The sequence below is a fragment of the Brevundimonas viscosa genome (assembly GCF_900116065.1).
GTDB lineage: Bacteria > Pseudomonadota > Alphaproteobacteria > Caulobacterales > Caulobacteraceae > Brevundimonas > Brevundimonas viscosa.
Map to the genome: position 1 here is coordinate 237,947 of NZ_FOZV01000002.1, position 25,570 is coordinate 263,516.

The 25,570-nt window shown below is 70.9% G+C and carries 28 protein-coding genes, 3 tRNA genes and 1 pseudogene; 18 read left to right on the plus strand and 14 right to left on the minus strand.

The window, feature by feature from the left end; genetic code table 11:
• Nucleotides 1–215: 215 nt before the first annotated feature.
• The gene (locus tag BM333_RS05410; RefSeq protein WP_092308152.1) at nt 216–458 is read left to right on the plus strand and encodes a hypothetical protein; all 243 of its coding nucleotides are present in this window, start codon (nt 216–218) and stop codon (nt 456–458) included.
• A gap of 3 nt (nt 459–461) precedes the next feature.
• Nucleotides 462–740 carry a type II toxin-antitoxin system RelE/ParE family toxin gene (locus BM333_RS05415; RefSeq protein WP_092308154.1) on the plus strand — a complete coding sequence of 93 codons (279 nt, stop codon included), beginning with the start codon at nt 462–464 and terminating at the stop codon, nt 738–740.
• Between the two features lie 6 nt (nt 741–746).
• Here BM333_RS05415 and BM333_RS05420 read toward each other — a convergent pair whose 3' ends face one another.
• Complete coding sequence (locus BM333_RS05420; RefSeq protein WP_245777156.1) at nt 747–1,301, minus strand: group III truncated hemoglobin; 555 nt, start codon at nt 1,299–1,301, stop codon at nt 747–749.
• Between the two features lie 159 nt (nt 1,302–1,460).
• Here BM333_RS05420 and BM333_RS05425 point away from each other — a divergent pair, with 159 nt between their 5' ends.
• Nucleotides 1,461–3,086, plus strand: a complete 1,626-nt coding sequence (locus BM333_RS05425; RefSeq protein ID WP_092308158.1) for an ABC-F family ATP-binding cassette domain-containing protein — start codon at nt 1,461–1,463, stop codon at nt 3,084–3,086.
• On the opposite strand, the gene BM333_RS05430 is transcribed toward BM333_RS05425, so the two are convergent.
• Genes BM333_RS05430 through BM333_RS05440 form a run of 3 tightly spaced genes read right to left on the minus strand, consistent with a single transcriptional unit; the run spans nt 3,070 to nt 4,894 of the window.
• Entirely contained in the window at nt 3,070–3,510 is a 441-nt protein-coding gene (locus tag BM333_RS05430; protein ID WP_092308160.1) for a flagellar basal-body protein FlbY, read from the minus strand. The two genes, BM333_RS05425 and BM333_RS05430, sit on opposite strands and share 17 nt — an antisense overlap.
• The gene (locus tag BM333_RS05435; RefSeq protein WP_092308162.1) at nt 3,507–3,785 is read right to left on the minus strand and encodes a rod-binding protein; all 279 of its coding nucleotides are present in this window, start codon (nt 3,783–3,785) and stop codon (nt 3,507–3,509) included. Before BM333_RS05435 ends, BM333_RS05430 begins: the two co-directional genes overlap by 4 nt.
• 2 nt (nt 3,786–3,787) lie before the next feature.
• Nucleotides 3,788–4,894: a flagellar basal body P-ring protein FlgI gene (locus BM333_RS05440; protein WP_092308164.1), complete on the minus strand. Its 1,107-nt coding sequence runs from the start codon at nt 4,892–4,894 to the stop codon at nt 3,788–3,790.
• A 184-nt stretch (nt 4,895–5,078) separates the two neighbouring features.
• On the opposite strand from BM333_RS05440, the gene BM333_RS05445 reads away from it, so the two are divergent.
• Both BM333_RS05445 and dksA read left to right on the plus strand, forming a co-directional pair.
• Entirely contained in the window at nt 5,079–5,504 is a 426-nt protein-coding gene (locus tag BM333_RS05445) for a flagellar assembly protein FliX (RefSeq protein ID WP_092308166.1), read from the plus strand.
• A gap of 179 nt (nt 5,505–5,683) precedes the next feature.
• Nucleotides 5,684–6,112 carry an RNA polymerase-binding protein DksA gene (gene dksA, locus BM333_RS05450; RefSeq protein ID WP_092308168.1) on the plus strand — a complete coding sequence of 143 codons (429 nt, stop codon included), beginning with the start codon at nt 5,684–5,686 and terminating at the stop codon, nt 6,110–6,112.
• A 125-nt stretch (nt 6,113–6,237) separates the two neighbouring features.
• Here dksA and BM333_RS16340 read toward each other — a convergent pair.
• Both BM333_RS16340 and BM333_RS05460 read right to left on the minus strand, forming a co-directional pair.
• Nucleotides 6,238–6,510, minus strand: a pseudogene (locus BM333_RS16340) (PIN domain-containing protein); the annotation flags it as partial.
• A complete protein-coding gene (locus BM333_RS05460) occupies nt 6,507–6,770 on the minus strand; it encodes a type II toxin-antitoxin system VapB family antitoxin (RefSeq protein WP_092308170.1) in 264 nt (87 codons plus the stop codon). The pseudogene BM333_RS16340 and the gene BM333_RS05460, both read right to left, overlap by 4 nt.
• Before the next feature lie 104 nt (nt 6,771–6,874).
• Here BM333_RS05460 and gltX point away from each other — a divergent pair, with 104 nt between their 5' ends.
• On the plus strand, nt 6,875–8,209 hold the full coding sequence (gene gltX / locus BM333_RS05465; RefSeq protein ID WP_092308172.1) for a glutamate--tRNA ligase: 1,335 nt from the start codon (nt 6,875–6,877) through the stop codon (nt 8,207–8,209).
• A gap of 74 nt (nt 8,210–8,283) precedes the next feature.
• Here the strand turns inward: gltX and BM333_RS05470 are convergent, their stop codons facing one another.
• Both BM333_RS05470 and BM333_RS05475 read right to left on the minus strand, forming a co-directional pair.
• Nucleotides 8,284–8,574, minus strand: a complete 291-nt coding sequence (locus BM333_RS05470; RefSeq protein ID WP_092308174.1) for a DUF8200 family protein — start codon at nt 8,572–8,574, stop codon at nt 8,284–8,286.
• 110 nt (nt 8,575–8,684) lie between these two features.
• A complete protein-coding gene (locus BM333_RS05475) occupies nt 8,685–9,281 on the minus strand; it encodes an LOG family protein (protein WP_092308175.1) in 597 nt (198 codons plus the stop codon).
• 82 nt (nt 9,282–9,363) lie between these two features.
• Between BM333_RS05475 and BM333_RS05480 the strand changes: the two genes are divergently transcribed.
• The gene (locus tag BM333_RS05480) at nt 9,364–10,119 is read left to right on the plus strand and encodes an Ig-like domain-containing protein (protein ID WP_092308177.1); all 756 of its coding nucleotides are present in this window, start codon (nt 9,364–9,366) and stop codon (nt 10,117–10,119) included.
• Between the two features lie 188 nt (nt 10,120–10,307).
• Here BM333_RS05480 and BM333_RS05485 read toward each other — a convergent pair.
• Nucleotides 10,308–10,382 (minus strand) — tRNA-Asn (locus BM333_RS05485).
• A gap of 71 nt (nt 10,383–10,453) precedes the next feature.
• Between BM333_RS05485 and BM333_RS05490 the strand changes: the two genes are divergently transcribed.
• Nucleotides 10,454–11,257 (plus strand): TrmH family RNA methyltransferase, encoded by an 804-nt coding sequence (locus tag BM333_RS05490; protein ID WP_092308179.1) that lies wholly within the window; start codon nt 10,454–10,456, stop codon nt 11,255–11,257.
• A 91-nt stretch (nt 11,258–11,348) separates the two neighbouring features.
• The gene (locus BM333_RS16235) at nt 11,349–11,471 is read left to right on the plus strand and encodes a hypothetical protein (RefSeq protein WP_281246036.1); all 123 of its coding nucleotides are present in this window, start codon (nt 11,349–11,351) and stop codon (nt 11,469–11,471) included.
• Between the two features lie 39 nt (nt 11,472–11,510).
• On the opposite strand, the gene BM333_RS05495 is transcribed toward BM333_RS16235, so the two are convergent.
• Nucleotides 11,511–11,584 (minus strand) — tRNA-Cys (locus BM333_RS05495).
• Nucleotides 11,585–11,696: 112 nt separating this feature from the next.
• On the opposite strand from BM333_RS05495, the gene BM333_RS05500 reads away from it, so the two are divergent.
• The 5 genes from BM333_RS05500 (at nt 11,697) to BM333_RS05520 (ending at nt 18,360) form a co-directional block, all read left to right on the plus strand.
• The gene (locus tag BM333_RS05500) at nt 11,697–12,326 is read left to right on the plus strand and encodes a protein-L-isoaspartate O-methyltransferase family protein (protein WP_092308181.1); all 630 of its coding nucleotides are present in this window, start codon (nt 11,697–11,699) and stop codon (nt 12,324–12,326) included.
• A gap of 115 nt (nt 12,327–12,441) precedes the next feature.
• Nucleotides 12,442–13,923 (plus strand): TolC family outer membrane protein, encoded by a 1,482-nt coding sequence (locus tag BM333_RS05505; RefSeq protein WP_092308183.1) that lies wholly within the window; start codon nt 12,442–12,444, stop codon nt 13,921–13,923.
• A gap of 141 nt (nt 13,924–14,064) precedes the next feature.
• Nucleotides 14,065–14,697: a DUF2497 domain-containing protein gene (locus tag BM333_RS05510; protein WP_092308185.1), complete on the plus strand. Its 633-nt coding sequence runs from the start codon at nt 14,065–14,067 to the stop codon at nt 14,695–14,697.
• Between the two features lie 87 nt (nt 14,698–14,784).
• Nucleotides 14,785–17,499: a valine--tRNA ligase gene (locus tag BM333_RS05515; protein WP_092308186.1), complete on the plus strand. Its 2,715-nt coding sequence runs from the start codon at nt 14,785–14,787 to the stop codon at nt 17,497–17,499.
• A gap of 135 nt (nt 17,500–17,634) precedes the next feature.
• Nucleotides 17,635–18,360, plus strand: a complete 726-nt coding sequence (locus tag BM333_RS05520; RefSeq protein ID WP_092308541.1) for a TlyA family RNA methyltransferase — start codon at nt 17,635–17,637, stop codon at nt 18,358–18,360.
• A 201-nt stretch (nt 18,361–18,561) separates the two neighbouring features.
• Here BM333_RS05520 and BM333_RS05525 read toward each other — a convergent pair whose 3' ends face one another.
• Complete coding sequence (locus BM333_RS05525) at nt 18,562–19,149, minus strand: glycine zipper family protein (RefSeq protein WP_092308188.1); 588 nt, start codon at nt 19,147–19,149, stop codon at nt 18,562–18,564.
• Nucleotides 19,150–19,305: 156 nt separating this feature from the next.
• Between BM333_RS05525 and BM333_RS05530 the strand changes: the two genes are divergently transcribed.
• The 4 genes from BM333_RS05530 (at nt 19,306) to BM333_RS05545 (ending at nt 23,690) form a co-directional block, all read left to right on the plus strand.
• On the plus strand, nt 19,306–20,550 hold the full coding sequence (locus tag BM333_RS05530; RefSeq protein WP_092308190.1) for a class I SAM-dependent RNA methyltransferase: 1,245 nt from the start codon (nt 19,306–19,308) through the stop codon (nt 20,548–20,550).
• A gap of 85 nt (nt 20,551–20,635) precedes the next feature.
• Complete coding sequence (locus BM333_RS05535) at nt 20,636–21,307, plus strand: DUF305 domain-containing protein (RefSeq protein WP_092308192.1); 672 nt, start codon at nt 20,636–20,638, stop codon at nt 21,305–21,307.
• Nucleotides 21,304–23,118 (plus strand): LVIVD repeat-containing protein, encoded by a 1,815-nt coding sequence (locus BM333_RS05540; RefSeq protein ID WP_092308194.1) that lies wholly within the window; start codon nt 21,304–21,306, stop codon nt 23,116–23,118. The genes BM333_RS05535 and BM333_RS05540 overlap by 4 nt, the downstream gene beginning before the upstream one ends.
• A 20-nt stretch (nt 23,119–23,138) precedes the next feature.
• Complete coding sequence (locus BM333_RS05545) at nt 23,139–23,690, plus strand: hypothetical protein (RefSeq protein WP_092308196.1); 552 nt, start codon at nt 23,139–23,141, stop codon at nt 23,688–23,690.
• On the opposite strand, the gene BM333_RS05550 is transcribed toward BM333_RS05545, so the two are convergent.
• The 3 genes from BM333_RS05550 to BM333_RS05560 form a co-directional block, all read right to left on the minus strand.
• Nucleotides 23,687–24,184: an endonuclease domain-containing protein gene (locus BM333_RS05550; protein ID WP_092308198.1), complete on the minus strand. Its 498-nt coding sequence runs from the start codon at nt 24,182–24,184 to the stop codon at nt 23,687–23,689. The two genes, BM333_RS05545 and BM333_RS05550, sit on opposite strands and share 4 nt — an antisense overlap.
• A gap of 20 nt (nt 24,185–24,204) precedes the next feature.
• Nucleotides 24,205–25,278 carry a PA0069 family radical SAM protein gene (locus tag BM333_RS05555; protein ID WP_092308200.1) on the minus strand — a complete coding sequence of 358 codons (1,074 nt, stop codon included), beginning with the start codon at nt 25,276–25,278 and terminating at the stop codon, nt 24,205–24,207.
• 175 nt (nt 25,279–25,453) lie between these two features.
• Nucleotides 25,454–25,538 (minus strand) — tRNA-Leu (locus BM333_RS05560).
• Nucleotides 25,539–25,570 lie beyond the last annotated feature (32 nt).

Consider the following 25,570-nt stretch of genomic DNA (forward strand, 5'->3'; position numbering starts at 1 on the left):
GGAATCCGGAAACGCGGGGGAGCCGGAGCAGGCTCCGGCGCGACGTCGCTATATGGGGAGCAATTCGCCGGATTCAGCAAGAACAATGCGGGAACATTGTGGCTGGCGGCATGCGCTGCTGACAGAAGATGGCAGCAGGGACCGAAAGCCTTGTCGCCGCGTGGAGGGGAAGCCGGCGCGTTGCGCGATCAGGAGACCCGGCGTAATCTTTCGAAATGGCCGACGGCTTCGACATCCATCTCGATGAGGATCGGGCCCGCCGCTTGCGGCAGGCCGCAGAGGCGGCCGGAGTGGACGTTCGATCTTTCGCAGTGCAGGTTCTTGACCTTGCGCTTGAGGACGACTGGGCGGAGGACTTCAGCCGGGCCGCCGAGTACGAGAAGACCGGCGAGTTCCTTGAGGCCGACCAATGGATGCAGGGGCTGCAGGAGTCGATTCGCGCCAGGTACAAGAGCTGAGCCTTGCTTCCGGTTCGGCTTTCCCCGCGCACGCTTGCGGATCGGGATCGCCTCTTCGCCTTCCTCGTCGAGATGAGCCCGCAGGTGGCCGATCGGGCGATGGCTGTCTTGCAGGACGCTCTCGGCGACATCGGAAAGTTCCCGCGTCTTGGCCGTCCAGGCCCGCCCGGGTACCGCCGCCTGGTGGTCCGGTTTGGGCAGGGCGGATATGAGGTCCGCTACCGGATCGTTCCGGATGCAGTGCTGGTCACGCGCATCTTCCATACGCGCGAGGATCGCTGACCCCACTCAGCCCGGAGACCTGCGAGCCTCTGGCTGCCGCACATACCGCTCCCCCTTGCCCAGCAGCACGCCGTGGGCGCCGGCGATCCCGAGTTCGAGGCTCTCGGCGATGCGGCGGGCGCGTTCGATGAAGTGATCGGCGGCCGCGGGCGGGCAGACTTCGCGGGCCGTCTGTTCGAACAGTTCGAGCCACCGGTCGAAATGCGTCGCGTCGACCGGCAGGGGCAGGTGCTTCGGCATCGGGCGGCCATGATAGACGCCGCTCATCAGGGCCACCGACGACCAGAACAGCCGCATCTGCGCGAGGTGGGGTTCCCAGTCGGAGATGCGGGCGTCGAACACCGGCCCGAGCAGGGGATCGGCGCGCACCTTGCCATAGAAGGCGTCGACCAGGCGCGCGATCATCGGCTCGTCGATGCCGGTCTCGGCGCGGATCTGCTCGATCAGGGCCTCGCGGCGGCTGCCGAGGCCCTCGGAGGTGACGCGGGGTTCCATGGCCCGGATGTAGGGCCGCGCGCCGCCCTGGGCCAGCGCGGGCGTACGCCTGCGACGACGCGGCACGATCTCGTGATCGTCCGTTCCCGGCGAAAAGGCTTGCAGGCGGCGGACGCGGCCCGCATCTTCACATCGTACGAGTGAACCGGCCCGGAGGCCCGACGACCATGATCAGCACGCTGGAAATCGCAGTCGCCCTTTCCGCCCCGCTGCTCGTGCTCGCCTATGTCGCTCTCCAACCCCGGCCGAAACCCGTGCGCATCCGCGCTCGCGACGCTCGATCGCGTCGCCGCCCGCACGCCTGACGGCCGCACTCTCTTCGCTGATCTGAGCCTCGCCTTCGGGCGGGAGCGCACCGGTCTTGTCGGCCGCAACGGGACCGGCAAGACCACCCTGTTGCGCCTGATCGCCGGTCCGGGCCATCCGGCCGAGGGCGTGGTCGCGCGCGCCGGGACCGTGGCGTGGCTTGAGCAGCGGCGCGAGCCAGGCTCCGGCGAGACGGTCGCGGCGGCCCTCGGCGTCGCCGGCCCGCTGGCCGCCATTGAGCGCGTGCTGGCGGGGCAGGGGAGCGAACAGGACCTCGCGGAGGCCGACTGGACGCTGGAGACACGCATCCAGACGGCGCTGGCCGATGTCGGCCTCGAGGAGCTGCAGCCCGGTCGCCACGTCGCCACCCTCAGCGGCGGGGAACAGACACGGCTGCGGCTGGCGGCGTTGCTGCTGGACCCGCCCGATTTGCTCCTGCTCGACGAACCGACCAACCACATGGACGGCGACGGCCGCGCCCGTGTGGCCGAAGTGCTGGGCCGCTGGCCCGGCGGGGTGGTGGTCGCCAGTCACGACCGGGCCCTGCTGCGCCGTATGGACCGCATCGTCGAGCTGTCGGGCCTCGGGGCGGCGACCTACGGCGGCGGTTACGACCTCTACGCCCAGCGCAAGGCGGCCGAGCGGGCGGCGGCTGAACGGAGCCTGGAGACGGCGGAGCGGGAGGTCGAGCGGGCGGGACGCGAGGCGCAGCGGGCCGTCGAGCGCAAGGCGCGGCGAGATCGCGCCGGGCGAGCCTTCGCCACGAAGCGCTCGGAGCCGAAGATCCTGCTGGGGGCGATGAAGGAGCGGGCGGAGAACTCCGGGGCGCGCGAGGATCGGCTGGCGCAGCGCCGGGCCGAGGCCGTCGCGCTGGAGCTGGCGGAGGCGCGCGACCGGGTCGAGCAGGCGCGGACGCTGGACATTCCCCTTCCGCCAACGGGGCTGGCGGCCGGGCGGACGGTTCTGGCGGTGGAGGAGGCGGTGTGGACGACGCCGCAAGGCCGGCGCATCCTCGGGCCGCTCTCCTTACGGCTCACCGGGCCTGAACGTGTCGCGCTCGTGGGGCCCAACGGCGCGGGCAAGTCGACCCTGCTGAAGCTGATGGCCGGCGCGCTGCACCCCACGCAGGGGCGGGTGGAGCGGCCCGCGGCCTCCGCCCTGCTGGACCAGGAGGCGGCGCTGCTGCGGCCCGGCGAGACCCTGATGGACGGCTACCGGCGGCTGAACCCGGAGGCGACGCCGAACGAGGCCCACGCCGCCCTCGCACGCTTCCTGTTCCGCAACGCGGCGGCGCAGAGGATGGTCGGAACGCTGTCGGGCGGCGAACGGCTGCGCGCGGCGCTGGCCTGCGTCATGACCGGGAGGCGGCCGCCGCAGCTGCTGATCCTCGACGAGCCGAGCAACCACCTCGACCTCGACTCGGTGGCGGCGGTGGAGGCGGCGTTGCGGGCCTGGGACGGCGCGCTGGTCGTGGTCAGCCACGACGCGGATTTCCTCGAGGCGATCGGCGCGGATCGCCGGATCGAACTCAGGCCGTGCGGTTGAAGGCGACGGCGCGGCCGTCGCCGGCGTTGGCCCGACCGGTGGCGCCGTAGGCGGTCGGCGCGCCACGCTGGCCGGCGACCTCGGCCGCGATCGTCCGAACCAGTCCCTCGGAGACGGTGCGGGCGGCTTCCACGGCGAGGGCGTGGCGCGTCAGGATGGCCTCGAAGGCTTCAGTGGCGCGGATCAGCGCGGTGCGCTCCGCCGCCGGGGCGGCCGCGACCATGGACGGATTGGCCTTCAACTGGGCCGACTCGCGACGGTAGGCGTTGGCCAGCTCGGCGGTGCCGGCGACGATGGCCGCGGCGTCCTGCGGCCGACGGGCCTCGAAAGCCTGGGCCTCCTCGGCCAGAGACGCGGTCAGCCGCTCGGTCAGGTCGATCAGCTGGCGCAGGCGGGCGGTGGCGTTGAGGGCGGCTCCGGTCATTGCGACTGCTCCTGCATCTTCAGCATCTGGGCGACCACCTGGTCGGCGAGGCCGATGCCGCCGGCCTGCACCGTCTGCTTGGCCATCGCCTCGATCATGAAGCCGCGCCAGGTCGCCTCGCCCTGGCCGCCGCCGAACATGCCGTCGGTCTTCAGCCCCTCGAACATCGGCTTGAGCATCTGGGCGAGGAAGGAGGCCTCGAAGGCCTCGGCGGTCTCGCGCATCCGGGCGGTCGGGGCGGCCGGCGGGGGCGCGGGGGAAAGGGCGTCGATCATGCTCACATCACCTCGATGTCGGCCTGCAGGGCGCCGGCGGCCTTGATGGCCTGCAGGATGGAGATCATGTCGCGCGGGCTGACGCCGAGGGCGTTGAGGCCGTTGACGAGCGACGACAGGGAGGCCCCGCCGCCGACCATGCGCATCTGGACGCCGCGCTCCTCCTCGACCTGCACCTGGGAGTCGGGCACCACGACCGTCTCGCCGCCGCGGCTGAACGGCTCGGGCTGACTGACGTAGGGGCTCTCCTGCACCGAGACGGTCAGGTTGCCCTGGGCGATGGCCACGGTGGAGACCCGCACGGCCTCGCCCATGACGATGACGCCGTTGACCTCGTCGATGATCACGCGGGCCGGCGCGTCGACCGACACCGGCAGGTTCTCCACCTGGCTGATGAAGCCGGCCATGCCCATCTGGCCGGGCGCGCGCAGGGCCACGACGGTGCCGTTCTCGGCCAGGGCCGTGCCCGGATAGACCTGGTTGATGGCGGCGGCGACGCGCTGGGCCGTGGTGAAGTCCGGGTTGCGCAGGGTCAGGCGCACCTCGTTCATGTTGGCCAGCTGGAAGCCGGTCTCGCGCTCGACCGTGGCGCCCGAGGCGATGCGGCCGGCGGTGGGCACGCCGCGGGTCACCGACGAACCCGAGGCGCCGGAGGCGGAGACGGCGCCGGTCTGGATGGAGCCCTGGGCCACGGCGTAGACCTGACCGTCGGCGCCCTGCAGGCTGGTGACCAGAAGGGTGCCGCCCAGCAGGCTCTTGGCGTCGCACATGGAGGAGACCGAGACGTCGATCCGCGAGCCCGGCGTGGCGAAGGGCGGCAACTCGGCCGTCACCATGATCGCCGCCATGTTCTTGGAGTTGGCGTTGGTCCCGCGGATATTGACGCCCAGCCGTTCGGTCATGCCCTCGAGCGACTGGCGGGTGAAGGGACAGTTGCGCAGGCTGTCGCCCGTGCCGTTCAGGCCCACGACCAGGCCGTAGCCGACCAGCTGGTTGGAGCGCACCCCCTCGACGGCGGCGATGTCCTTGATCCGCGACTGGGCCGCCGCGGGGCCGGCGAATCCCGCCAGGGCGGCGGCGGTCAGGAGGGAGGCGAGCAGTTTCTGCATCGGTCGGACGTCCGCGAACTGTTGACGGACGCTCCGATGCCAGCCTCGTGCCAGAGAAAAAGTCTAAGGAAAACAGCAAAAGGGCGGCGTGGAGGCCAGGCTCCGGGGGCAAGTTTTGCCGGGGTGTTAACCAAACGGTGACCGGGACGGCGCGAAGGTCCGGCATGTTCTGGAGTCGCCGCGCATGAAGGTCACCGGTCCCACCGGCTCCTCCGCGAGCCAGCCCTCCCGCGCCGGCAAGGCGCCGGGCGGGTTCTCGCTGGGCGGCGCGGCCCCTGCGGCGGCGACGGGGGCGGCGGCGGCCGCCGCTCCGCTCGCGGGCGTGGCGGGCGTTTCGGCCTTGATGGCGCTGCAGGGCGTCGAGGACGCGACCGAGCGGCGACGGCGGGCGATCCGCCGGGGCGGCAGCCTGCTGGACCGGCTGGATGAGCTGAAACTGGCGCTGCTCTCGGGCGCGGCGGGCGACGGCGCGCTCGAGCGGCTGTCGCGGGCGTTGCGCGAGGAGCGGCCGGTGGACGCCGATCCCGGCCTGAACGGTCTGCTCGAACAGATCGACCTGCGCGCTGCGGTTGAGCTCGCCAAGGCCGATCTTCGCCGCAACGCAGCATAAATCGGCGAAATCGTTCAAAAATCCGTGCGGCTGCCGCTGCGGGTGATGAAGAAATGTCACGGTCGACGTTAACGGACGCCCGCGGCCGGTAACGCTCGCGCGAGCGTTGTTGCCGCGACTCCCCGACCTGCCTATACGCATCGTGCGCCAGAGGGGGCGTGATTGAGAGCGTGAGTGCGATGAACGCATTGGCGTCAGTTGTGGAACCGAACACCTACCGTCCCAGCGACGACGAGCCGTTCATGAACGAGCGGCAGCTGGCCTATTTCAAGGCCAAGCTCCTGGAGTGGAAGGAGGACATCCTTCGCGAGTCCAAGGGCACGGTGATCAACCTCAAGGCCGAGACCGAGAACCATCCGGACCTCGTCGACCGCGCCTCTTCGGAATCGGACCGGGCCCTGGAGCTCCGCACCCGGGACCGCCAGCGCAAGCTGATCGCCAAGATCGACGAGGCGCTGCGCCGCATCGAGGACGGATCCTACGGCTACTGCGAGGAAACCGGCGAGCCGATCAGCCTCGGCCGCCTCGAGGCCCGCCCGACCGCCACCCTGTCGGTCGAGGCCCAGGAACGCCACGAACGCCGCGAGCGGGTGCACCGGGACGACTGATCAAGCCTGGAAGGCGGATCTGACGTCCGTGAGGGGAAAGTCGGCGCCCTTGAAGAGCAGGGGGGGGCATCCACCTGCCTGGCCAAGGCATAGGCGAAACAGTCGCCAAGGTTCAGCCTTGCAGGCGTCCGCTTCCCGAATCGCGCCTCAGCGCCGCTGGCCAGTCTCGCGCTGGTCTCGGAGGCCGGAAAGATTGTGATGTGCAGTTCCGTCAGGAGGCGGTCGAGGCGGACCACACCTGCATCGCCGTGGTGGCTGCGGAGCTTGGTCGCCGCCTCCCAATAGCCGACCGGGGACAAGAACGCTTCATCCGCTCGAAGCAGCAGGTCACGCATCGGCGGTCCCTCCGGCTCATCCAGCAGGATGGCCAGGAGCGCGGAAGCGTCCACGGCGATCATCTGGGCAGGCCATCTTCGTCGTAGAGGTCGTCATCTGTAAGCAGCGGACCGACGACCGGGAGGCTGTTGAACTCGCGGACGATTTCCTCGACCGCCCGTCTACGACGCGCGATGTCCGCTTCTCGGGCCGCGGTCAGCCGCTCGTCACGCTCCCGCACCATCTCATCGACTAGTTCGGTGATCGACTTCCCCTCAAGGGCCGCCAACCGACGAAGCCTCTCGACCGTGTCGGCCTTCCGGATTTGCACGGGAGCGTTCATGACGGCCGACAATCTATCATGACGACCGCTCCAGCCCAAGCCGCGCCTTGACTTGCCGGTCCCGGGGCGCGACCTGTCGCGCCCTCGCGTCTGAAGGTCCCTGCATGTCCGTCAAGGTTCGTTTCGCCCCGTCGCCGACGGGGAAGCTGCACGTCGGCAACGTCCGCACCGCGCTGGTGAACTGGCTGTTCGCCAAGGGGCAGGGCGGACAGTTCGTGCTGCGCATCGACGACACCGACCTGGCCCGCTCCACCGTCGAGTTCGAGCAGGGCATCGAGCTGGACCTGCGCTGGCTGGGGCTGGATTGGGACGAGCGGCACAACCAGTCCAAGCGGTTCGACCGCTACGAGGCCGCGGCCGAGCGCCTCAAGGCCATGGGTCGGCTGTACGCCTGCTACGAAACCGCCGAGGAGCTGGACCGCCGCCGCAAGGTGCAGCTGTCGCGGGGTCTGCCGCCGATCTACGACCGCGCGGCGCTGAACCTGACCGACGCTGAAAAGGCGGCCTACGAAGCGGAGGGGCGGCGGCCGCACTGGCGCTTCAGGCTGGACGGCAAACGCGTCGCCTGGGAAGACCTGGCGCGCGGCCACGCCGAGGTCGACACGGCCTCGATGTCGGATCCGGTGCTGATCCGCGAGGACGGCCTGTTCCTCTACACCCTGCCGTCCGTCGTCGACGACATCGAGATGGACATCACCCACGTGATCCGAGGCGAGGACCACGTCACCAACACCGGCGCCCAGATCGAGATTTTCGAGGCGCTGGGCGGGCCGGTTCCGGCCTTCGCCCACATGCCGCTGCTGGTCGGCGCCGACGGCCAGGCCCTGTCGAAACGGCTGGGATCGCTGTCGATCTCCGAAATGCGCGACCAGGGCTATGAACCGATCGCCATCACCAGCCATCTCGGCCGCATCGGCACCTCCGACCCGCTGGAGGTGGCGGAGTCGGTGCAGGCGCTGGGGCAGAGCTTCGCCTTCTCGAAGATGGGGCGGTCTCCGGCCCGCTACGACACCGCCGACCTTGACCGGCTGAACGCCCAGGCGCTGCACGCCATGGACTACGCCGTCGCGAAGCCGCGGCTTGAGAAATACGACGCCGATCTGGGCGAGGCTTTCTGGAACGCGGTGCGGCCGAATCTGCAGAAGTTCGCCGACGTCGTCGACATGGCGCGGATCGTGCGCGGGCCGGTGGCGCCTGTCATCGAGGATGCGGCGTTCGCGGAGGCGGCGCTGAAGGTGTTGCCGGAGACGGTTGACGAGAACCTGTGGCCGACCTGGACGGCGGCGGTGAAGGAGGCCACCGGGGCCAAGGGCAAGGCCCTGTTCATGCCGCTGCGCCTGATCCTGACCGGCCAGTCGCATGGCCCCGACATGGCCGCTGTCGCCCCGATGATCGGTCGCGAGCGGATCGTGAGGCGGCTCAGGGGCGAATCGGCCTGAGGCGACGGGACCTTCGGGCGCAAAAAAAGGGGCCGCCCCGGCTGGAGCGGCCCCTTATGTTGCGACGCGGCCGATCAGGCGTTGCAGGCGGCCACTTCCTCGGCGGTGAGGGCGACCCCCTTGTAGGTGAAGGCGGACACCTGGCCGAAGCGCGCGACGACGCGGCGGCAGGCGCGCACGGCGGTCTGGCTGGCGCCGCCGGTGGCGGTGCAGGTCGCGCCCTCGCAGCGCCAGGCGGCGCCGTCGATGATGGTGCGGCCGGCCGGAGCCTTGGAGGCGTCGGCGAGCGTGGCGCTCGACACGTTCGACTGGGCGAGAGCAGGGGCGGCGGCGAACAGGGCCGCGGCGACGATGAGGGCGCGCATGGGGAGGTCTCCGTGCCTCGGGCGTGAGCCCTTGGCGGCTGTGGACGTTGCTTCGAACTCGAATCCGCCCGCCGCCCGGGTGGGCGACGATGCGACTGAACAACGATTACTTATCGCTGATCATGTTTCAAGTGAGGCATGTCGTCCGCCCGTTGCATCAGGGCGACGGCTTCCTCGACGGTGGCGACCACGCTCCACGCCTGACGGAAGCTCTCCGGCGTCATGCCCTCGGCGATGCTATGTTCGAGCACAGCGAGAAGCGAATCCCAGAAGCCGTTGATGTTGAGGAAGATCACCGGCTTCCCGTGGAGGTCCAGCCGCTTCCACGACAGCACCTCGATGACTTCTTCCAGCGTGCCGACGCCGCCGGGGGCGACCACGAAGGCGTCAGACTGGTCGTACATGATGGTCTTGCGCTCGTGCATCGAGGTCACGACCAGGGTCTCGACCTCGTCGTAGAGGCGTTCGCGGCTGCGCAGGAAGCCGGGCATCACGCCCAGCACCCGGCCGCCCGCCTCATGAGCGGCCCGGGCCGACGCCCCCATGAGCCCCACCCCGCCGCCGCCGTACACCAGCCGCCAGCCGGCTTGCGCGGTCTGCTCGCCGAACCGGCGCGCGGCGGCCGTGTAGATCGGGTCCGACCGGTCGGACGAGCCGCAGAAGAGGCAGACGGACTTTCCGTCGAACGGCTGGATGGCGGGCGGCATGGGGCCTCGGCTAGGGTGTGGGAGACAGGACGCGGTCGCGCGCGCTATCCGGGGCGACACTCCTAGCGGTCTGAGAGACGGGATGAAACGGGCCAGGTTGGCGAAGATCGCCTTTGCGGGCGGGCTGCTTCTGGAAGCGGTCGCGTGTTCGGGGCCTCCCGGCCGCCCGACGACTGAAGGCGCGCCCCCGGAAGACGGCGGCTGGACCCGCACGCCTGCGATTCTGGCCATCCGCCGGGCCGAAGGGGGACTGGTGGTGACCGGCCGCGCCGAGCCGGGCGGGCGGGTGGTGCTGCGCAACTCCGCCGGGGCGGCCTACGCCGCGGCGGCGGACGCCGCGGGGGCTTTCGAGATCCGCATCGCCGCCCCCGAGGCGGCGCTGCTGCTCCGGCCGGAAATCCAGGTCGGCCAGGATGCGGCGGAATCGCCGGACCGGCTGCTGATCCTCGATGGAGGCCGGGGGCCGGTCGCGGTGCTTGCGGTGGGACGGCCGGCGATCCGCCTGGATGCGGCGCCCGCGCTGGGGGCGGTCGACAGCGACGGCCAGTCGGCGTTGGTTTCTGGGCGGATGACCGGGGAACAGCCCGTCACCGTCGTGGCGGGCGGAGCGGCGAGGCGGGTGCAGCCGGGGCCGGGCGGGCGCTGGAGCCTGCTGGCTCCCGCGGGCGCCGGAGAGACGATCCAGGTGAATGGCCGCGACTTCGCCTGGCCCGGACCGGGCGACGAGGCGCCCGGCGACCTGCAGGTGGAGCGGATCGCCGGCGGCTGGCGGGTGGGCTGGACCGGGCCGGGCGCCGCGCGGCAGTGGACCTGGCTGCCCGTCGACTCCGGATCATGATTTACGGGCTGTTAACCAATTCGGCCCAACCACGGATCGTCTTCCTTCTTCGGGGACACCCACCATCACCGAACTTTCCAGCCCGACGTTCGCGTCGGGCTTTTTTCTTGTCCGGGGCAGGGGGAGCCGCGCGCGCGCCAGGTCGACGGCTTGCGCCGCCCGGGTGCGGACGATGAGGGGGGACCGAGTGGCTCCGCGGGTAGGATTCGAACCTACGACCAGCCGATTAACAGTCGGCTGCTCTACCACTGAGCTACCGCGGAACAGGTTTCGCTCGGGAAGGCGGGCGCTATAGCAGCGCGAGTCAGCGTCGCGCAACGGGAAATATCCGAACGTGAACATCATCCGCATCGAGGCTCCCGACGACCCGCGCACAGCCGCCTTCCGCGACATACGCGAGCGCGACCTCACCGGCCGGGAAGGTCAGTTCATCGCCGAAGGCGAGGTGGTGTTGCGCCAGCTGGTCTCGGCGGCGTCGCGCTGTCGCCCGGCGGCCGTCCTGCTGGCGGAGAACCGGCTCGGCGGACTGGCTGACGTGCTGGCCCTGTCGCCGCCCGCCATGCCGGTCTACGTGGCCCCGCAGGCGGTGCTCGACGGGATTGCGGGATTCCACTTGCACCGCGGCATACTGGCGCTCGGCCGGAAGCCGGACGTCGCCGCCTTGCCCGACGTCCTCGCGGGCCTGCCTCGAACGGCGCTGGTCGTGCTCGCGTGCGGCATCGGCAATCACGACAACATCGGCGGCATCTTCCGCAACGCGGCCGCCTTCGGTGCGGACGCCGTGCTGCTGGACCGGCAGTGCTGCGACCCCTTCTACCGCAAGGCCATCCGCGTCTCCGTCGGCGCGGTGTTGCGCACCCCGATGGTGGTCGGACTGGATGCGACGGCGGCCGTGGAGGCGCTGAAGGCGGCGGGCTTCGCGGTGCTGGCGATGACACCGTCGGCGGAGCTGACCCTGGACGCGGTTCCGCCTGCGGCTCGAATCGCCGTGGTGCTCGGGGCCGAAGGTCCGGGACTGCCCGCGGACCTGATCGCCCGCTGCACGCCGGTCGGCATCCGCATGTCCGGCGGCTTCGATTCGCTCAATGTGGGAACGGCGGGGGCGATCGCCCTGCACCATTTCGCCCGACGGGCGTAATCGATCACCAGTTCGCGATTAACCCTTCGTATACCTTGATGAACGGCTCCGCTTGTGGCGTCGTGGCCGGCGTCCGGGGGGAGTGCAGGCCATGTTCGGCGGAATCTTCGATTTCATTCATCGCAATGCGCGCATGGCGCTGGCGGTCGCCGTGGTCACGGCGGCGGTCGGGGTGGCCGGCGCCGTCGGCTGGATCACCGCCCCGGTCTCCTGACCGGGCGGGTGGAAGGTCTGAAGCGGGAGAATCTCGCGATGGAGGCCTGACCGAGAATCGAACTCGGGTGCACGGATTTGCAGTCCGCTGCGTAACCACTCCGCCATCAGGCCGTGGGCCGCGTGAAACGGCCGCGCCATCGCGAGGCGCGTTCGCTATCAGATCGGATTGTCCGCCGCAACGCGCAGACCTATAAGCGCGCGAGATTTCAGCAGGACAGTTCCCATGGATTACGCCGCGGCCCGCAAACTCATGGTCGACAGCCAGGTGCGGGTGAACGACGTCACCGACCGCGCCCTGCAGGCGGCGATGCTCGAGGCCCCGCGCGAGCGGCTGCTGCCGGCCGACCGCGCCTTCGCCGCCTACGCCGAGATCGAGCCGGAGGTCGCGGCCGGCCGCCGGCTGATGCTGCCGCGCGATCTCTCCAAGCTGCTGATGGCCGTGGCGGCCCAGCCCGGCGAGCGGGCGCTGGCCATAGCCGGACCCTACGCCGCCGTCGTTCTGGCGCGCATGGGCCTGCAGGCGACCGCCCAGGAAGCCGACGGGGCCGTGTTCGATGTGGCCGGCGCCGGTCTTGCCGATGAGGGCGTCGCCACCGTCGTCGCGCCGCTGGCGGAGCCCGCCGGGGAGGACTGGGACGTCATCGTGTCGGAGGCGGCGGTCCCGGCGCGTCCCGAGGCGTGGATCGCGAAGCTGAAGGTCGGCGGCCGGCTGGCCGTAGTCGAGCGCGCGGGGCCGACGGGCAAGGCCGTGCTCTACGTCCGCGGAGAGCGGGGCGTGTCGCGGCGGGAACTGTTCGACGCCGCGCCGCCGGTGCTTGTGGAACTGGCTCCGGAACCCACCTTCGCCCTGTAGGGCGGCTTCTTCGGCCCGGCGTGAAAAAAACTTAACTGGCGGAAGCGCAAAGCCTCCCGCATCAGGCGTATGGGATACGAAGGGGCGCGCATCCTCGCGCCGGGCAGGAATCGATATGCTGAAACGTTCGCGTGCGCTCGCCTCGGTCGCCGTCATCGCCATGATCGGCGGCATGGGCGCCCCCGCCTGGGCGGAGACGCTCCAGGAAGCGATCGCCCTGGCCTACCGCACCAACCCGTCGCTGCTCGCCCAGCGGGCCAACCAGCGGGCGCTGGATGAATCGATCGTCCAGGCCCGCGCCGGTCTGCGGCCGACGCTCGACGTGACGATCAGCGGCGATTACGCCCGCGACTACAGCGACACGGCTTTCGATCCGGACAGCGACGGCGCCTCGGCCAGCATCGGCCTGTCGCAGACGCTGTGGTCCGGCGGACGCATCGGCCACGGCATCACCGCCGCCGAGGCCGACATCCTGGCCGGCCGCGAGAACCTGCGCGGCATCGAACAGTCGGTCCTCGCCTCGGTGATCCAGGCCTATGCGGATGTGATCCGCGACATGGAGATCCTGCGCATCCGCCAGGCCAATCTGTCCGTGCTGCAGCGGCAGCTGGAGGAGTCGTCGGCGCGATTCGAGGTCGGCGAGATCACCCGCACCGACGTGGCTCAGTCCGAGGCCCGGCTGGCGCAATCGGAGGCCGAACTGGCCAACGCCCAGGCCCAGCTGTCGACCTCTCGCGCCGTCTACGCCGCCGTGGTCGGCCAGGCGCCGGGCGATCTCGCGCCGATGCCTGCGCTGCCGGGGGTCCCGGCCGATTTTGACAGCGCCCTCGACGTCGCCCTGGTCGACAACCCCGCCATCCGCGCGGCGGCCTACAACCTAGCTGCAGCGGAGGCCAACGTGGCCGCGGCGCGGGCCGAGTACATGCCGTCGGTGCGGGCCACGGCCAGCTACGGCGGCTCCAGCAACGATTTCGACCGCTTCGGCGAAATCGCCGACAACACGCGGCTGACGGCCGGGGCCACCCTGTCCATTCCCCTGTTCACCGGCGGCCTGAACGCGTCGCGCGTCGCCGCGGCGCTGGAGCGCGCCAACGCCGCCCAGATCAACGTCGAGGGCGAGCGTCGCACGGCGCTGCAGGACGTCAGTTCGTCCTACGCCCAGGCCATCTCGGCGCGGGCCTCGCTGCAGGCCGGCGAAGAGGCGGTGCGGGCCGCCAGCGTCGCCGCCGAGGGCGTGCGCCAGGAGGCCCAGGTCGGCCTGCGCACCACGCTGGACGTGCTCAACCAGGAACTGGAGCTGCGCAACGCCGAGGTCACCCTCGCCAGCGCGCGGCGCAACGAATATGTGGCGCAGGCCAACCTGCTCGCGGCCATGGGCCGGCTGGAAGGGCCGGATCTGGACCCGACCCTCGAGCGCTACGATCCGGCCGCCAACTACCAGCGGGTGCGCAACCGCGGCGCCCTGCCGTGGGACGGGGTGCTCGAGACCCTCGACCGGGTCGCCGCCCCGCCGGTGACTCCGGCCGCGGACCAGGCGGACGCTCCGATCGACGCCCAGCTGAAGTCCGAGGTCGTCCAGACCGCGCCGCAGGACTGAGGCGCCGCTCGCCCGCCGGGCGAAAACGCCCGTTGATTCCAAGGGGCGTAGATGCGACGACAGGCTGCGGGGAGGGGCCGCCCCTCCGCGTCAGCCAGATCGACTTGTCCGTGCGCGGATGCGTGCTCCCGGGGATTCGCCATGACCGACCAGACCGCCCAGGAACCGACGATGGAGGAAATCCTGGCGTCGATCCGCCGGATCATCTCCGAAGACGACGCGCCCGCGGAGATTGCGCCGGCGCCCGCCGCGCAGCCTGAGCCGGAACCTGAGGCGGAGCCCGAGGACGTCTCGCCCGCGCTGATGGACGAGACGCCGTCGATGCAGGAGCCCGCCGCCTCCGAGGAGGACGTGCTCGAGCTGACCGACACCTACGAAGCGCCGGCCGGGGAAACCATCGGCGATCTGGACGTCTCGCCCGCCGAGGCCGAGCCGGAGCCCTTCCCGGCGGCGGAGGCGGCGCCGACGGAATCCTTTTTCGACGCCCCGGGTGGGGAGTCGACGGGCGGCGGCTATGATTCGCTGGTCGGCGACAGCGCCGCGGCCAGCGCCGCCTCGGCCTTCGCCGGCCTGGCGTCCTCCCTGCGCAAGCCGGAGCCGGCCAGCGCGCCGCGGGGCCCAGACCTCAGCTTCGCCAGCGGTTCGACCATCGAGGCCATGGTCGCCGAGATGCTGCGCCCGATGCTGAAGGACTGGCTGGACGCCAATCTGCCCGGCATCGTCGAGCGCGAGGTACGCAAGGAAGTGGAACGCATCGCCCGCTCGGCCGGCTGACCTTCACCTGCGCACCGATCTTCTCTAGATCGTCCCAGGGCGGCTCCGGCGGGGCCGCCCTTTCTCTTTGTCCGATTGATCCTCCCCATGCTCGACAAGACCTTCGATCCGAAAGCCGCCGAACCGCGCCTCTATGCGCAGTGGGAAGCCAGCGGCCTGTTCGCCCCGCGTCAGGACACCGCGGCCGAGGCCTATTCGATCGTTATTCCGCCGCCGAACGTGACCGGCTCGCTGCACATCGGCCACGCGCTGAACAACACCCTGCAGGACATCCTCGCCCGCTATCACCGGATGAAGGGCAAGGCGGTGCTGTGGCTGCCCGGCACCGACCACGCCGGCATCGCCACCCAGATGGTGGTCGAGCGCCAGCTGGCGGCGCAGGGCAACGTCGGCCGCCGCGACATGGGCCGCGAGGCCTTCGTGCAGAAGGTCTGGGAATGGAAGGTCGAGAGCGGCGGGACCATCGTGCGTCAGCTGCGTCGGCTGGGCGCCTCCTGCGACTGGAGCCGCGAACGCTTCACCCTCGACGAGGGGCTGAACGCCGCCGTCCGCAAGGTCTTCGTCCAGCTGTTCCGCGAGGGGCTGATCTACCGCGACAAGCGGCTGGTGAACTGGGACCCGCACTTCCAGACGGCCATCTCGGATCTCGAGGTCGAACAGCGCGAGGTCGACGGCCACTACTGGCACTTCGCCTATCCGCTGGCCAACGGCGTGACCTACGAACACCCGGTGGCCTTCGACGACGACGGAAGCGCGATCGAATGGGAGACGCGCGACTACATCGTCGTGGCGACCACGCGGCCCGAGACCATGCTGGGCGACACCGGCGTGGCGGTGCACCCGGACGACGCCCGCTACGCCGCTCTCGTTGGCAAGGAGATCGACCACCCGATCACCGGCCGTCGCATCCGCATCGTGGCCGACGACTACGCCGATCCCACCAAGGGCTCGGGGGCGGTGAAGATTACTCCGGCTCATGATTTCAACGACTTCGGCGTCGGAAAACGCACGGGGCTCGAGGCGCTGAATGTGCTCGACGCCTTCGCCCGGATCACCAACGCCGATACGCCCGACGTGCCGGCGGAATACTGCGGCATGGACCGCTTCGAGGCGCGCAAGGCGATCGTCGCCCGCGCCGAGGCCGAAGGCTGGCTGAAGGAGATCGAGAAGACCCGCCACGTCGTCCCGCACGGCGACCGCTCCGGCGTGGTCATCGAGCCGTGGCTGACCGACCAGTGGTACGTCGACGCCCACACCCTCGCCCAGCCGGCGATCCGGGCGGTGGAGCAGGGCGACACCGTCTTCGAGCCGAAGAGCTACGAGAAGATCTACTTCGAGTGGCTTCGCAACATCGAGCCATGGTGCATCTCGCGCCAGCTGTGGTGGGGCCACCGCATCCCCGCCTGGTACGACGACGCGGGGAACATTTACGTCGGCGAGACCGAGGAAGAGGTCCGGGCGCAGGCCGGCGACCGCGAGCTGCGCCAGGACGAGGACGTGCTCGACACCTGGTTCAGCTCGGCCCTGTGGCCGTTCTCGACCATGGGCTGGCCGGAGAAGACGGAGGACCTCGAACGCTTCTATCCGACGTCCGATCTGGTGACGGCCGCGGACATCATCTTCTTCTGGGTCGCCCGGATGATGATGATGGGACTTCACTTCATGGATGAAGTTCCGTTCCGGCGCGTGATCATCAATGGCCTGGTCCGCGACGAGAAGGGCCAGAAGATGTCGAAGTCGAAGGGCAACGTCATCGACCCGCTCGGCATCATCGACGAGCTGGGCGCCGACCCGCTGCGCTTCACCATGGCCATCCTGTCGGGCACGCGCGACATCAAGTTGTCCAAGCAACGCATTGAAGGCTATCGCAACTTCGGCACCAAGCTGTGGAACGCCGCGCGCTTCGCCCAGATGAACGAGGCGGTCCGGGTCGAGGGCTTCGATGCGGCCGGCGCGCAGCAGACCATCAACCGCTGGATCCTCGGCGAGCTGACGAAGGCGGAGCGCCAGGTCTCGACAGCGCTCGAGGGCGGCCGTTTCGACGACGCCGCCGCGGCGCTGTACCGCTTCGTCTGGAACGTGTTCTGCGACTGGTACCTCGAACTCGCCAAGCCGGTGTTCCAGGGCGCGGACGAGTTGGCCAAGGCCGAGACCCGGGCCATGACCGCCTGGACGCTGGACCAAACCCTGAAGCTGATGCACCCGGTGATGCCGTTCATCACCGAGGAGCTGTGGGCCCAGACCGCCGGCGACGGCGCGCCCCGCGACGAGGATCTGCTGATCGGCGCCGCATGGCCGCACCTGCCCGACGCTTTCGTCGACGCCTCGGCCGAGACAGAGATCGGCTGGCTGGTCGATCTGGTCACCGATATCCGCCAGCTGCGCGCCGAGATGAACGTGCCGCCCTCGGCCAAGCCGCCGCTGGCCTTCGTCGCGCCGGACGCGGCGACCGCGGAGCGGATGAGCCGCCACCGCGACCTGATCCGGACCCTGGGCCGGGTGTCCGAGCTGACGAGCGCCGAAGCCGCCCCGGAGGGCGCGGTCACCTTCGTCTCGGGCGGGGCTACCGCCGCCCTGTCGCTGGCCGGGATCATCGACCTCGCCGCCGAACGCGCCCGGCTGGAGAAGGAGATCGCGGCCTTGGACAGCGACATCGGCCATTTCGGCAAGAAGCTGGGCAACCCCAATTTCGTCGCCCGCGCCGCCCCCGAGGTGGTCGAGGAGCAGCGCGAGAAGCTGGCCGCCGCCGAGGCCGGCAAGGCCAGGCTGCAGGCGGCGCTGGCCCGGCTGGAAGGGCTGTGAGGCGATGACAATCCTCCCCCATTGGGGGAGGGGGACCGCGAAGCGGTGGAGGGGGACGACCCTCGCGCCGATGAAGGTGGCGCCCCCCCTCCACCATGCTGCGCATGGTCCCCCTCCCCCTGCGGGGGAGGAATGATGAGGCTCGACCAGTTGCTGGTCGCTCGCGGTCTGGCCGAAAGCCGGGCCCGGGCGAAGGCGGCCATCGAGGCCGGCGGGGTGACCGTCGACGGCCAGCCGGCGAAGGCGGCGTCGCAGATGGTGGCGGCGGACGCCGAGATCGGCTTCGCGGCGGCCCACGACTTCGTCGGCCGCGCGGCGCTGAAGCTGGATCATGCGCTGGACCTGTGGCCCGTGCCGGTCGAGGGGCGGGTCGTGCTCGACATCGGCGCCTCCACCGGCGGCTTCACCGAGGTCTGCCTGCGCCGCGGCGCCGCCGGGGTCTGGGCCGTCGACGTGGGTCAGGGGCAGCTGCATCCGCGGATCGCCGCCGATCCGCGGGTGATCAACCTCGAGAAGACCGACGCCCGCGACCTGACGCCGGACCTGATCCCGAAGCCGCCGCAGCTGTTGGTCTGCGACGCCAGCTTCATCGGCCTCGCCAAGGTCCTGCCGGCGGCGCTGGCGCTCGCCGCTCCGGGCGCGGACCTCGTCACGCTCGTGAAACCGCAGTTCGAGATGGAGCGCCGCGCCGACGTGGGCCGCGGCGGCCTCGTTCGCGATCCGGAGGCCCGGCAGGCCGCGCTCGACCGTGTCGCCGCCTGGCTGGAAGGGCAGGGCTGGCGCGTGCAGGCGACGGCGGAGAGCCCCATCGCCGGCGGGGACGGGAATGTGGAGTGGCTGCTGTGGGCGGTGCGGCGGTAGGCGGGGAGGCAGTGGGCAGTAGGACAGTAGGACTTGTGGACGCGATCCCCGCCGCATCCTGCCGCCGCCGCCAGCTTCCCCTGCTGCCTACTGCGTAAGCCCTGCCCAATGGAAAAGCCCCCGGCGGATCTCTCCACCGGGGGCCTCCGTCACGTCGCCGATCGACAGGGGGGCTGAAAAGTAATCGGCGCCGCGATCTCGTCAGTAGCCGTCGCAGACGTCCTCGTACCGGGTCACGATCCGGCCGTTCCAGTCGCGGGTCTCGTAGCGGACCGACCGGCAGCCGTAGCGGCTCTCGTAGCGGCCGGAGCTGTAACGGCTGTCGTACCGGTAGCGGTCGTCGTAGCGATAGCGATCGTCGCGATACCGGTCGTCGTAGCGGTCGGAGCCGTAGTAGCCGCGGTCGTCGTAGCCCCGGTAGCCGGAGCGGTCGTAATACCGGTCGCAGTCGCGGCCGGAGTCGTTGCCGACGCTGCCGCCGATCACCGCGCCGAGCACGCCGCCGAGGATCGAACCCTCGGTGCGACGGCCGCGGGCCGCCAGCTGGGAGCCGGCCACGGCGCCCACGCCGGCCCCGATGGTGGCGCCCGCCGCGCGGCGCTGGTTGCGGTCGCTGCGGCAGTAGTCGTAGCTGTCGTACCGGTCGTAGCCGTAGCGGTCCTGGCCGTAATAGCGGTCGCCCTGATAGCCGTAGGCCTGGGCCGAAGCCGTTGCGGGGGCGGCCATCAGGCCCGCGGCCGCGAGGGCGGCGGCGCCGAAGACGGCCTTGCGGGTCCGGGAAATGTTCATCGACCTGGTCCTCGAAAAGGTTAATCCGATGGCCGAACGGTTCCGGCCCCCTGTCTGTTGCATCGCTTGTAGGGCCCGCAAGCTGAACGGCCTTTGAGCGATGCGTTCATCTTCGTTCAGGTTTCGCGCGACGACGGCGGCGGCTAAGAGCGGCCGATGACGGAGACGCTGATCATCTCGCGCGTGGGCGCCCAGGGCGACGGCGTCGCCGACACCCCGGCCGGCCCGGTGTTCGCGCCCCTGACCCTCCCGGGCGAGACGGTGCGCGGCGAGGTGCGCGACGGACGGCTGGAGGGGGTGGAGATCGTCACGCCCAGCCCGGAGCGGGTGGCGCCGCTCTCGCCCCACTACGGCGACTGCGGCGGCTGCTCGCTGCAACACTGGGCCGCCACGCCCTACCTCGAATGGAAGCGCGAGCAGGTCCGGCTGGCGCTGGCGCGCGAGGGGATCGAGGCGGAGATCGAACCGACGGTCGCCACCCCGCCGGCCAGCCGGCGCCGGCTGGCCCTGCACGCGCGCCGCGGGGCGGACGGCCGGGCCATCCTCGGCTTCAAGGCGCGGCGCAGCTGGCGGCTGGTCGAGGTGACGGAATGCCCGATCGCCGATCCCCGGCTGGTCGCCGCCTTTCCCGCCCTGGCCCGGGTCGCCGCGCCCTTCCTCGAACATCCGAAGTCCGCCCCGACCCTGCACGTCACCGCCACCCTGACCGGGCTGGACGTCGACGTCACCGGCGTCGAACGCCGCACCGGCGGCCTGTCGCGGGACGCGCAGATGCGGGCCATCGCGGCCGCCGCCGAAGCCGATCTCGCCCGCCTGAGCCTGGCCGGCGACACCCTGGTCATGGCCCGCCAGCCGACCGTGGCCTTCGGCCCGGCGACCGTGCCCCTGCCGGCCGGCGGCTTCCTGCAGGCCTCGCCCCCCGCGGAGGCGGCCATGGTCGAGCGCGCCGTGGCGGCGGTGAAGGGGGCCAGGAAGATCGCCGACCTGTTCTGCGGCGCCGGCACCTTCACCTTCCCGCTGGCGACGGTCGCGCCGGTGCTCGCGGCCGACGGCGCGGCGCCGGCCATCGCGGCGCTGAAGGCCGGCGTGGGCTCGGCGCGCGGGCTGAAGCCGATCGAGGCCCAGGCGCGCGACCTGTTCCGCCGTCCGCTGGCGCCCTACGACCTGCGCGGCTGCGACGCCATCGTGCTGGACCCGCCGCGGGCCGGGGCGCTGGAACAGAGCCGCCAGCTGCCGGGGACGAAGGCGTCCACCGTCGTCTACGTGTCCTGCAGCCCGGGCAGCTTCGCCCGCGACGCCCGGGTGCTGATCGACGCCGGCTTTGGGCTGGAGCGGGTCACGCCGATCGACCAGTTCCTGTGGTCGGCCCACGTCGAGCTGGTGGGCGTGTTCCGCCGCTAGGGCGATTTTCAGCTTGGCGGCGGGAAGTTTCGCGACCTAGTCTGGCGGCCGTCTGCGCCGCCTGCGCCGAAGCCCGGAAGCCGCCTTGTCCCTGACCCTCGGCCTGATCGCGACCGTCCTCTGCGCGGCCGCGCCGCCGCAGACGCCGCCGATCTTCCAGCCCGGCGCGCCGGGGCAGCCTCCGCGTGTGATCTCCGCCGGCGAGTCGGTCGGCCTGAGCCGCACCGGCTTCACCGCCGAGGACGTCCGCTTCATGCAGCACATGCTGGTGCATCACGCCCAGGCCGTGGCGATGGTCGAGCTGCTGCGCGCGCATGGCGCCGATGCGACCGTCCGCCAGCTCGGCGAGCGCATCGCTCTCGGACAGGCCGCCGAGATGGAGCAGATGCGCGACTGGCTGGCGGCGCGCGAGCAGCCGGAAGCGGCCGCCGACCCCCACACGGGCCACGGCGGGCACACCGGACACGGCGCCCCGTCCGACACGCCGCTGATGCCCGGCATGCTGTCGCCGGCCCGGATGCAGGCGCTGGCCGCCGCCCGCGGACCGGCCTTCGACCGCCTTTTCCTGGAGGGCATGATCGATCACCACCAGGGGGCCCTCGACATGGTCGACGCCCTCATGGCCCTGCCCGACGCGGGCGAGGATCCGCTGCTGTCCGACTTCCTGAGCTCCGTCGTGGCCGACCAGTCGGCCGAAATCCTGCGCATGCAATCCCTGCTTTCCGACCTGAACCCCACCGCCGAGGACCGGCCATGATCGTTCGCAGCCTTCTGCTTTCCTCCGTCGCCGGCGTCCTGCTGGCATCGGCCGCCGCCGCCCAGACCGCCGATCCGCGCAGCAGCCTGTCGCCCGGCCTGCGCGACGCGGGTCAGGTCGCCTCGGGGCTGGAGCTCGAGCATTCGCTGGAGCCGGCGCCGGGCTTCTTCGACCCCGAGGCCATCTTCGCGCCGCAGCCCCGCCGGCCGCAGGGGGAGGCGGCCACGCCGGCCGCGGCGACCGCCGAGCCGCCCGCCCGGCCGCGCTACAGCCCGCTGGCCCTGGCCAACAGCGACATGGCCGTATCCGACGGTCGCCTGTTCGTGGGCAGCTTCCACGGCTTCAACGCCTACGACCTGAAGGCGGGCGCGGCTCCCGAACTGGTCATGTCGGTCGTCTGCCCGGGCGGGCAGGGCGACGTGTCGGTCCACGGCGACCTGCTGTTCATGTCGGTCGAGCAGAACAGGGCCCGGCTCGACTGCGGCACAGCCGAGGCCGAGGGCGAGGTCAACGCCGACCGCTTTCGCGGCATCCGCATCTTCGACATCTCCGACCTGAACGCGCCGCGCCAGATCGCCGCCGTGCAGACCTGCCGCGGCTCGCACACCCACACCCAGGTCCCGCACCCGACCGATCCGAACGTCCTCTACCTCTACAACTCGGCGACCTCCGGCGTGCGCAAGTCCGAGGAGCTGGGCATCTGCTCCGACGGCCAGCCCGGCGAGAACCCGGAGACCGCCCTCTATTCCATCGACGTCATCAAGGTGCCGCTGGATGCGCCCGAACAGGCCGCCATCGTCAGCCGCCCCCGCATCTTCGCCGACCGCGAGACGGGGGCGATCGCCGGCCTGTGGCGCGGCGGCGCGGCGGGGATCGCCAGCCAGCGCACCGCCCAGACCAACCACTGCCACGACATCACCGTCTATCCCGAGCTCAACCTCGCGGCTGGGGCCTGCAGCGGCAACGGCATCCTGCTGGACATTTCGAACCCGGAGCAGCCGAGCCGCATCTCCGAGCTGTTCGACGCCGACATGGCCTACTGGCACTCGGCCACCTTCAACGATGCCGGCGACCGCATCGTCTTCACCGACGAGTGGGGCGGCGGCACCAGCGCCCGCTGCCGGGCCGAGGACCCGGCGACCTGGGGCGCCAACCTGATCGCCACCGTCGAGGACCGCCAGCTGAAGGGGCAGAGCTTCTTCAAGCTGCCGGCCTCGCAGGCGGCCTCGGAGAACTGCGTCGCTCACAACGGAAACCTCATCCCCGTGCCCGGGCGGGACCTCATGGTCCAGGCCTGGTACCAGGGCGGCGTGTCGGTAATGGACTTCACCGATCCGGCCCGGCCGATGGAGATCGCGTATTTCGACCGAGGACCGCTCGACGCGGAGCGGCTGATGGTCGGCGGTGCCTGGTCGGCCTACTGGTTCAACGGCCGCATCTACGCCAGCGAGATCGCCCGCGGGCTCGACGTGCTCAAGCTGGTCCCGGGCGAGCACCTGTCGGCGGCCGAGATCGCCGCCGCCGAGAGCGTCCGCCTCGACACGATCAACCCGCAGACCCAGACGCGCATCGTGTGGGCGGACAGCCCCGATGTGGCCCAGGCCTGGCTGGATCAGCTGATGCGAAACCGGGCGATCGAGGGCGAGCTTGCGAGCCGGGCGCAGTCGGCCATCGAGAGCTGGCGCGCCGGGCAGGGCGGCGACGCCTCGGGGGTGTCGGAGGCGCTGGCCGCCGCCGCCAGCCGCGCGACGGGGCGGGACAAGACGCGGCTGACCGAGCTGTCCGCGCTGTTCGGCCGGCGGGCGGCCTGACGGGATCCGGAGCAGCCTCGATGCGCCCGTCCATCCTCGCCGCCGTCCTCGTTCTGGCCTGCGCCGCTCCCGCCGCGGCGCAGCAGCCGCCCGCATCGACCGTGGAGGCCCCTGCCGCCGCAGCGGCTTCCGCCGACGCAGCCTCGCCGGAGGCCGTCGTCGCGGCCCTGTACGACGTTATCTCCGGAGACGCCGGCCAGGCGCGCGACTGGGATCGCTTCCGCAGCCTGTTCCATCCGACCGCGCGGCTGATGCCGTCCGGCGCGGACCGGGAGGGCAGGGGCGTGGTCCGCTCGGTCACGCCGGACGAGTACATCGCCCGCAGCGAGCCCTTCCTGCTCCGCGAGGGCTTCCATGAGCGCGAGATCGCCCGCCGCAGCGAACGCTTCGGCCGCATCATGCACGTCTGGTCGACCTACGAGACCCTGCACAACCTCTCCGACGCCGCGCCTTTCGCGCGGGGGATCAACAGCATCCAGCTGTTCCACGACGGCGCGCGCTGGTGGATCCTGTCGGTCTACTGGCAGGCCGAGACCCCGGACGCGCCGCTCCCGGCGGAGTATCTTCCCTAGGCGCTACCGACCGTCTTCCTTCCCCTTTTCGGGGGAAGGTGGGCCGCGGAGCGGCTCGGATGGGGGCTCTCAGCTGGCGCGCCGCCCTCGCCAATCCGAATGTGGACAGAGCCCCCATCCGTCAGGCTCCGCCTGACACCTTCCCCCGAGATGGGGGAAGGGGTGTGTGCCGCGATGGCGGCGATGACCTCGTGCGGACGCTTCTCGACCTGGCCGTTCGTGAACCGAAGCACCCTGAAGCCTTGCCCCGCCAGCCAGTCGTCCCGCTGGCTGTCATCGAAGGTGCGCAGATCATGAACGCCGCCATCGACCTCGACCACCAGCCGCTGCGAGAAGCAGGCGAAGTCCATCACATAGGGACCGATCGGAACCTGGCGCCTGAACCTCAGGCCGGCGACCTGTCGCTGACGGAGGTGACGCCACAGAATGGCCTCGACCTTGGTCGGCGCCTTGCGCAGGCGTCGGGCCCGGCGAACCGTTCCTTCCTGCTGCATCGCATCCTCCTCCCACGGCCTCACGCCGCGTCGAACAGGTCCAGTTGCTTCTTCATGTCCGCCGGGACGCGGAAGCGGCTGGTGTCCAGCGCCGGGCGCGGCCCGTCCAGGCCGTAGCGCTTCAGGGCGGCCCGGAAGCGCGTGCCGATCAGCTCGGCCACCGGCCCCTCGCCCTTCATCCGGTGCGACCATTCGGGATCGTAGTCGCGGCCCCCGCGCGTCTGTCGCACCAGCGACATGACCCGCGCCGCCCGGTCCGGGCGGGCGTCCTCCAGCCATTCGCGGAAAAGGTCCTTGATCTCCAGCGGCAGGCGCAGGGTCACGTACATGGCCGAGGTCGCCCCGGCCTTCGCCGCCGCCTCCAGCACCGCCTCCAGCTCGTGGTCGTTCAGCCCCGGGATCACCGGGGCGAAGCCCACCCCGACCGGACAGCCGGCGTCGGCCAGACGCGAGATCGCCTCCAGTCGCTTCGCCGGCGTCGAGGCGCGCGGCTCCATGGCTCGCGCCAGCTTGCGGTCCAGGGTGGTGATCGACACCAGGGCCGAAGCCAGCCCCTCGCGGCCCATGGCCCCGAGAATGTCGGCGTCGCGGGCGATCAGCACCGACTTGGTGATGATGCTGAGCGGGTGGTTGAAGCGCTGCAGCACCTCCAGCACCGACCGCGTCGCCTTCAGCTCGCGCTCGACCGGCTGATAGGGGTCGGTGTTGCCGCCTATGTGGATGTGGCGGCCGACGTAGCGGGGCCGAGCGAGTTCCTGCTCCAGCAGACCCGCGGCGCCGGGCTTCCAGAACAGCCGGCTCTCGAAATCCAGGCCCGGGGATAGGCCCATGAAGGCATGGGCCGGACGGGCATAGCAGTAGATGCAGCCATGTTCACACCCCCTGTACGGGTTGATCGAGCGGTCGAAGCCAACGTCCGGGCTGCTGTTGCGCGTGATGATCGTCCGCGCCCGCTCAGGCGTCAGGGTCGTGCGCAGGGGCGCGACCTCGGCGTCCTCGCCGGTCCAGCCGTCGTCGAAGGCCTCGAGCGTCTCCGGCTCGTAGCGCCCCGTCGCATTCGATCGCGCGCCACGTCCCTTCGCTGCCTCGGCCATGGCGGAACGATAGCAGACGCGGAGAACAAAGCAAGAACCTGCTGCGCGGCATGCCGGGAGCGCTCAACACAAGCCTGCTAGCGAGCAGGCCGCCTCTCCAAGGCTCACGGGGCGTCCCGCCTCGCCGCCTCGGGCCCCGGGGATGTCCGGCGCGGGCTGCCACGGCGAAGCAGAATGGTGCGGATGAGAGGACTCGAACCTCCACGCCTCGCGGCGCTGGAACCTAAATCCAGTGCGTCTACCAGTTCCGCCACATCCGCAGGTCCGCCTCCGGCTGTAGGGCAGGGCGCGG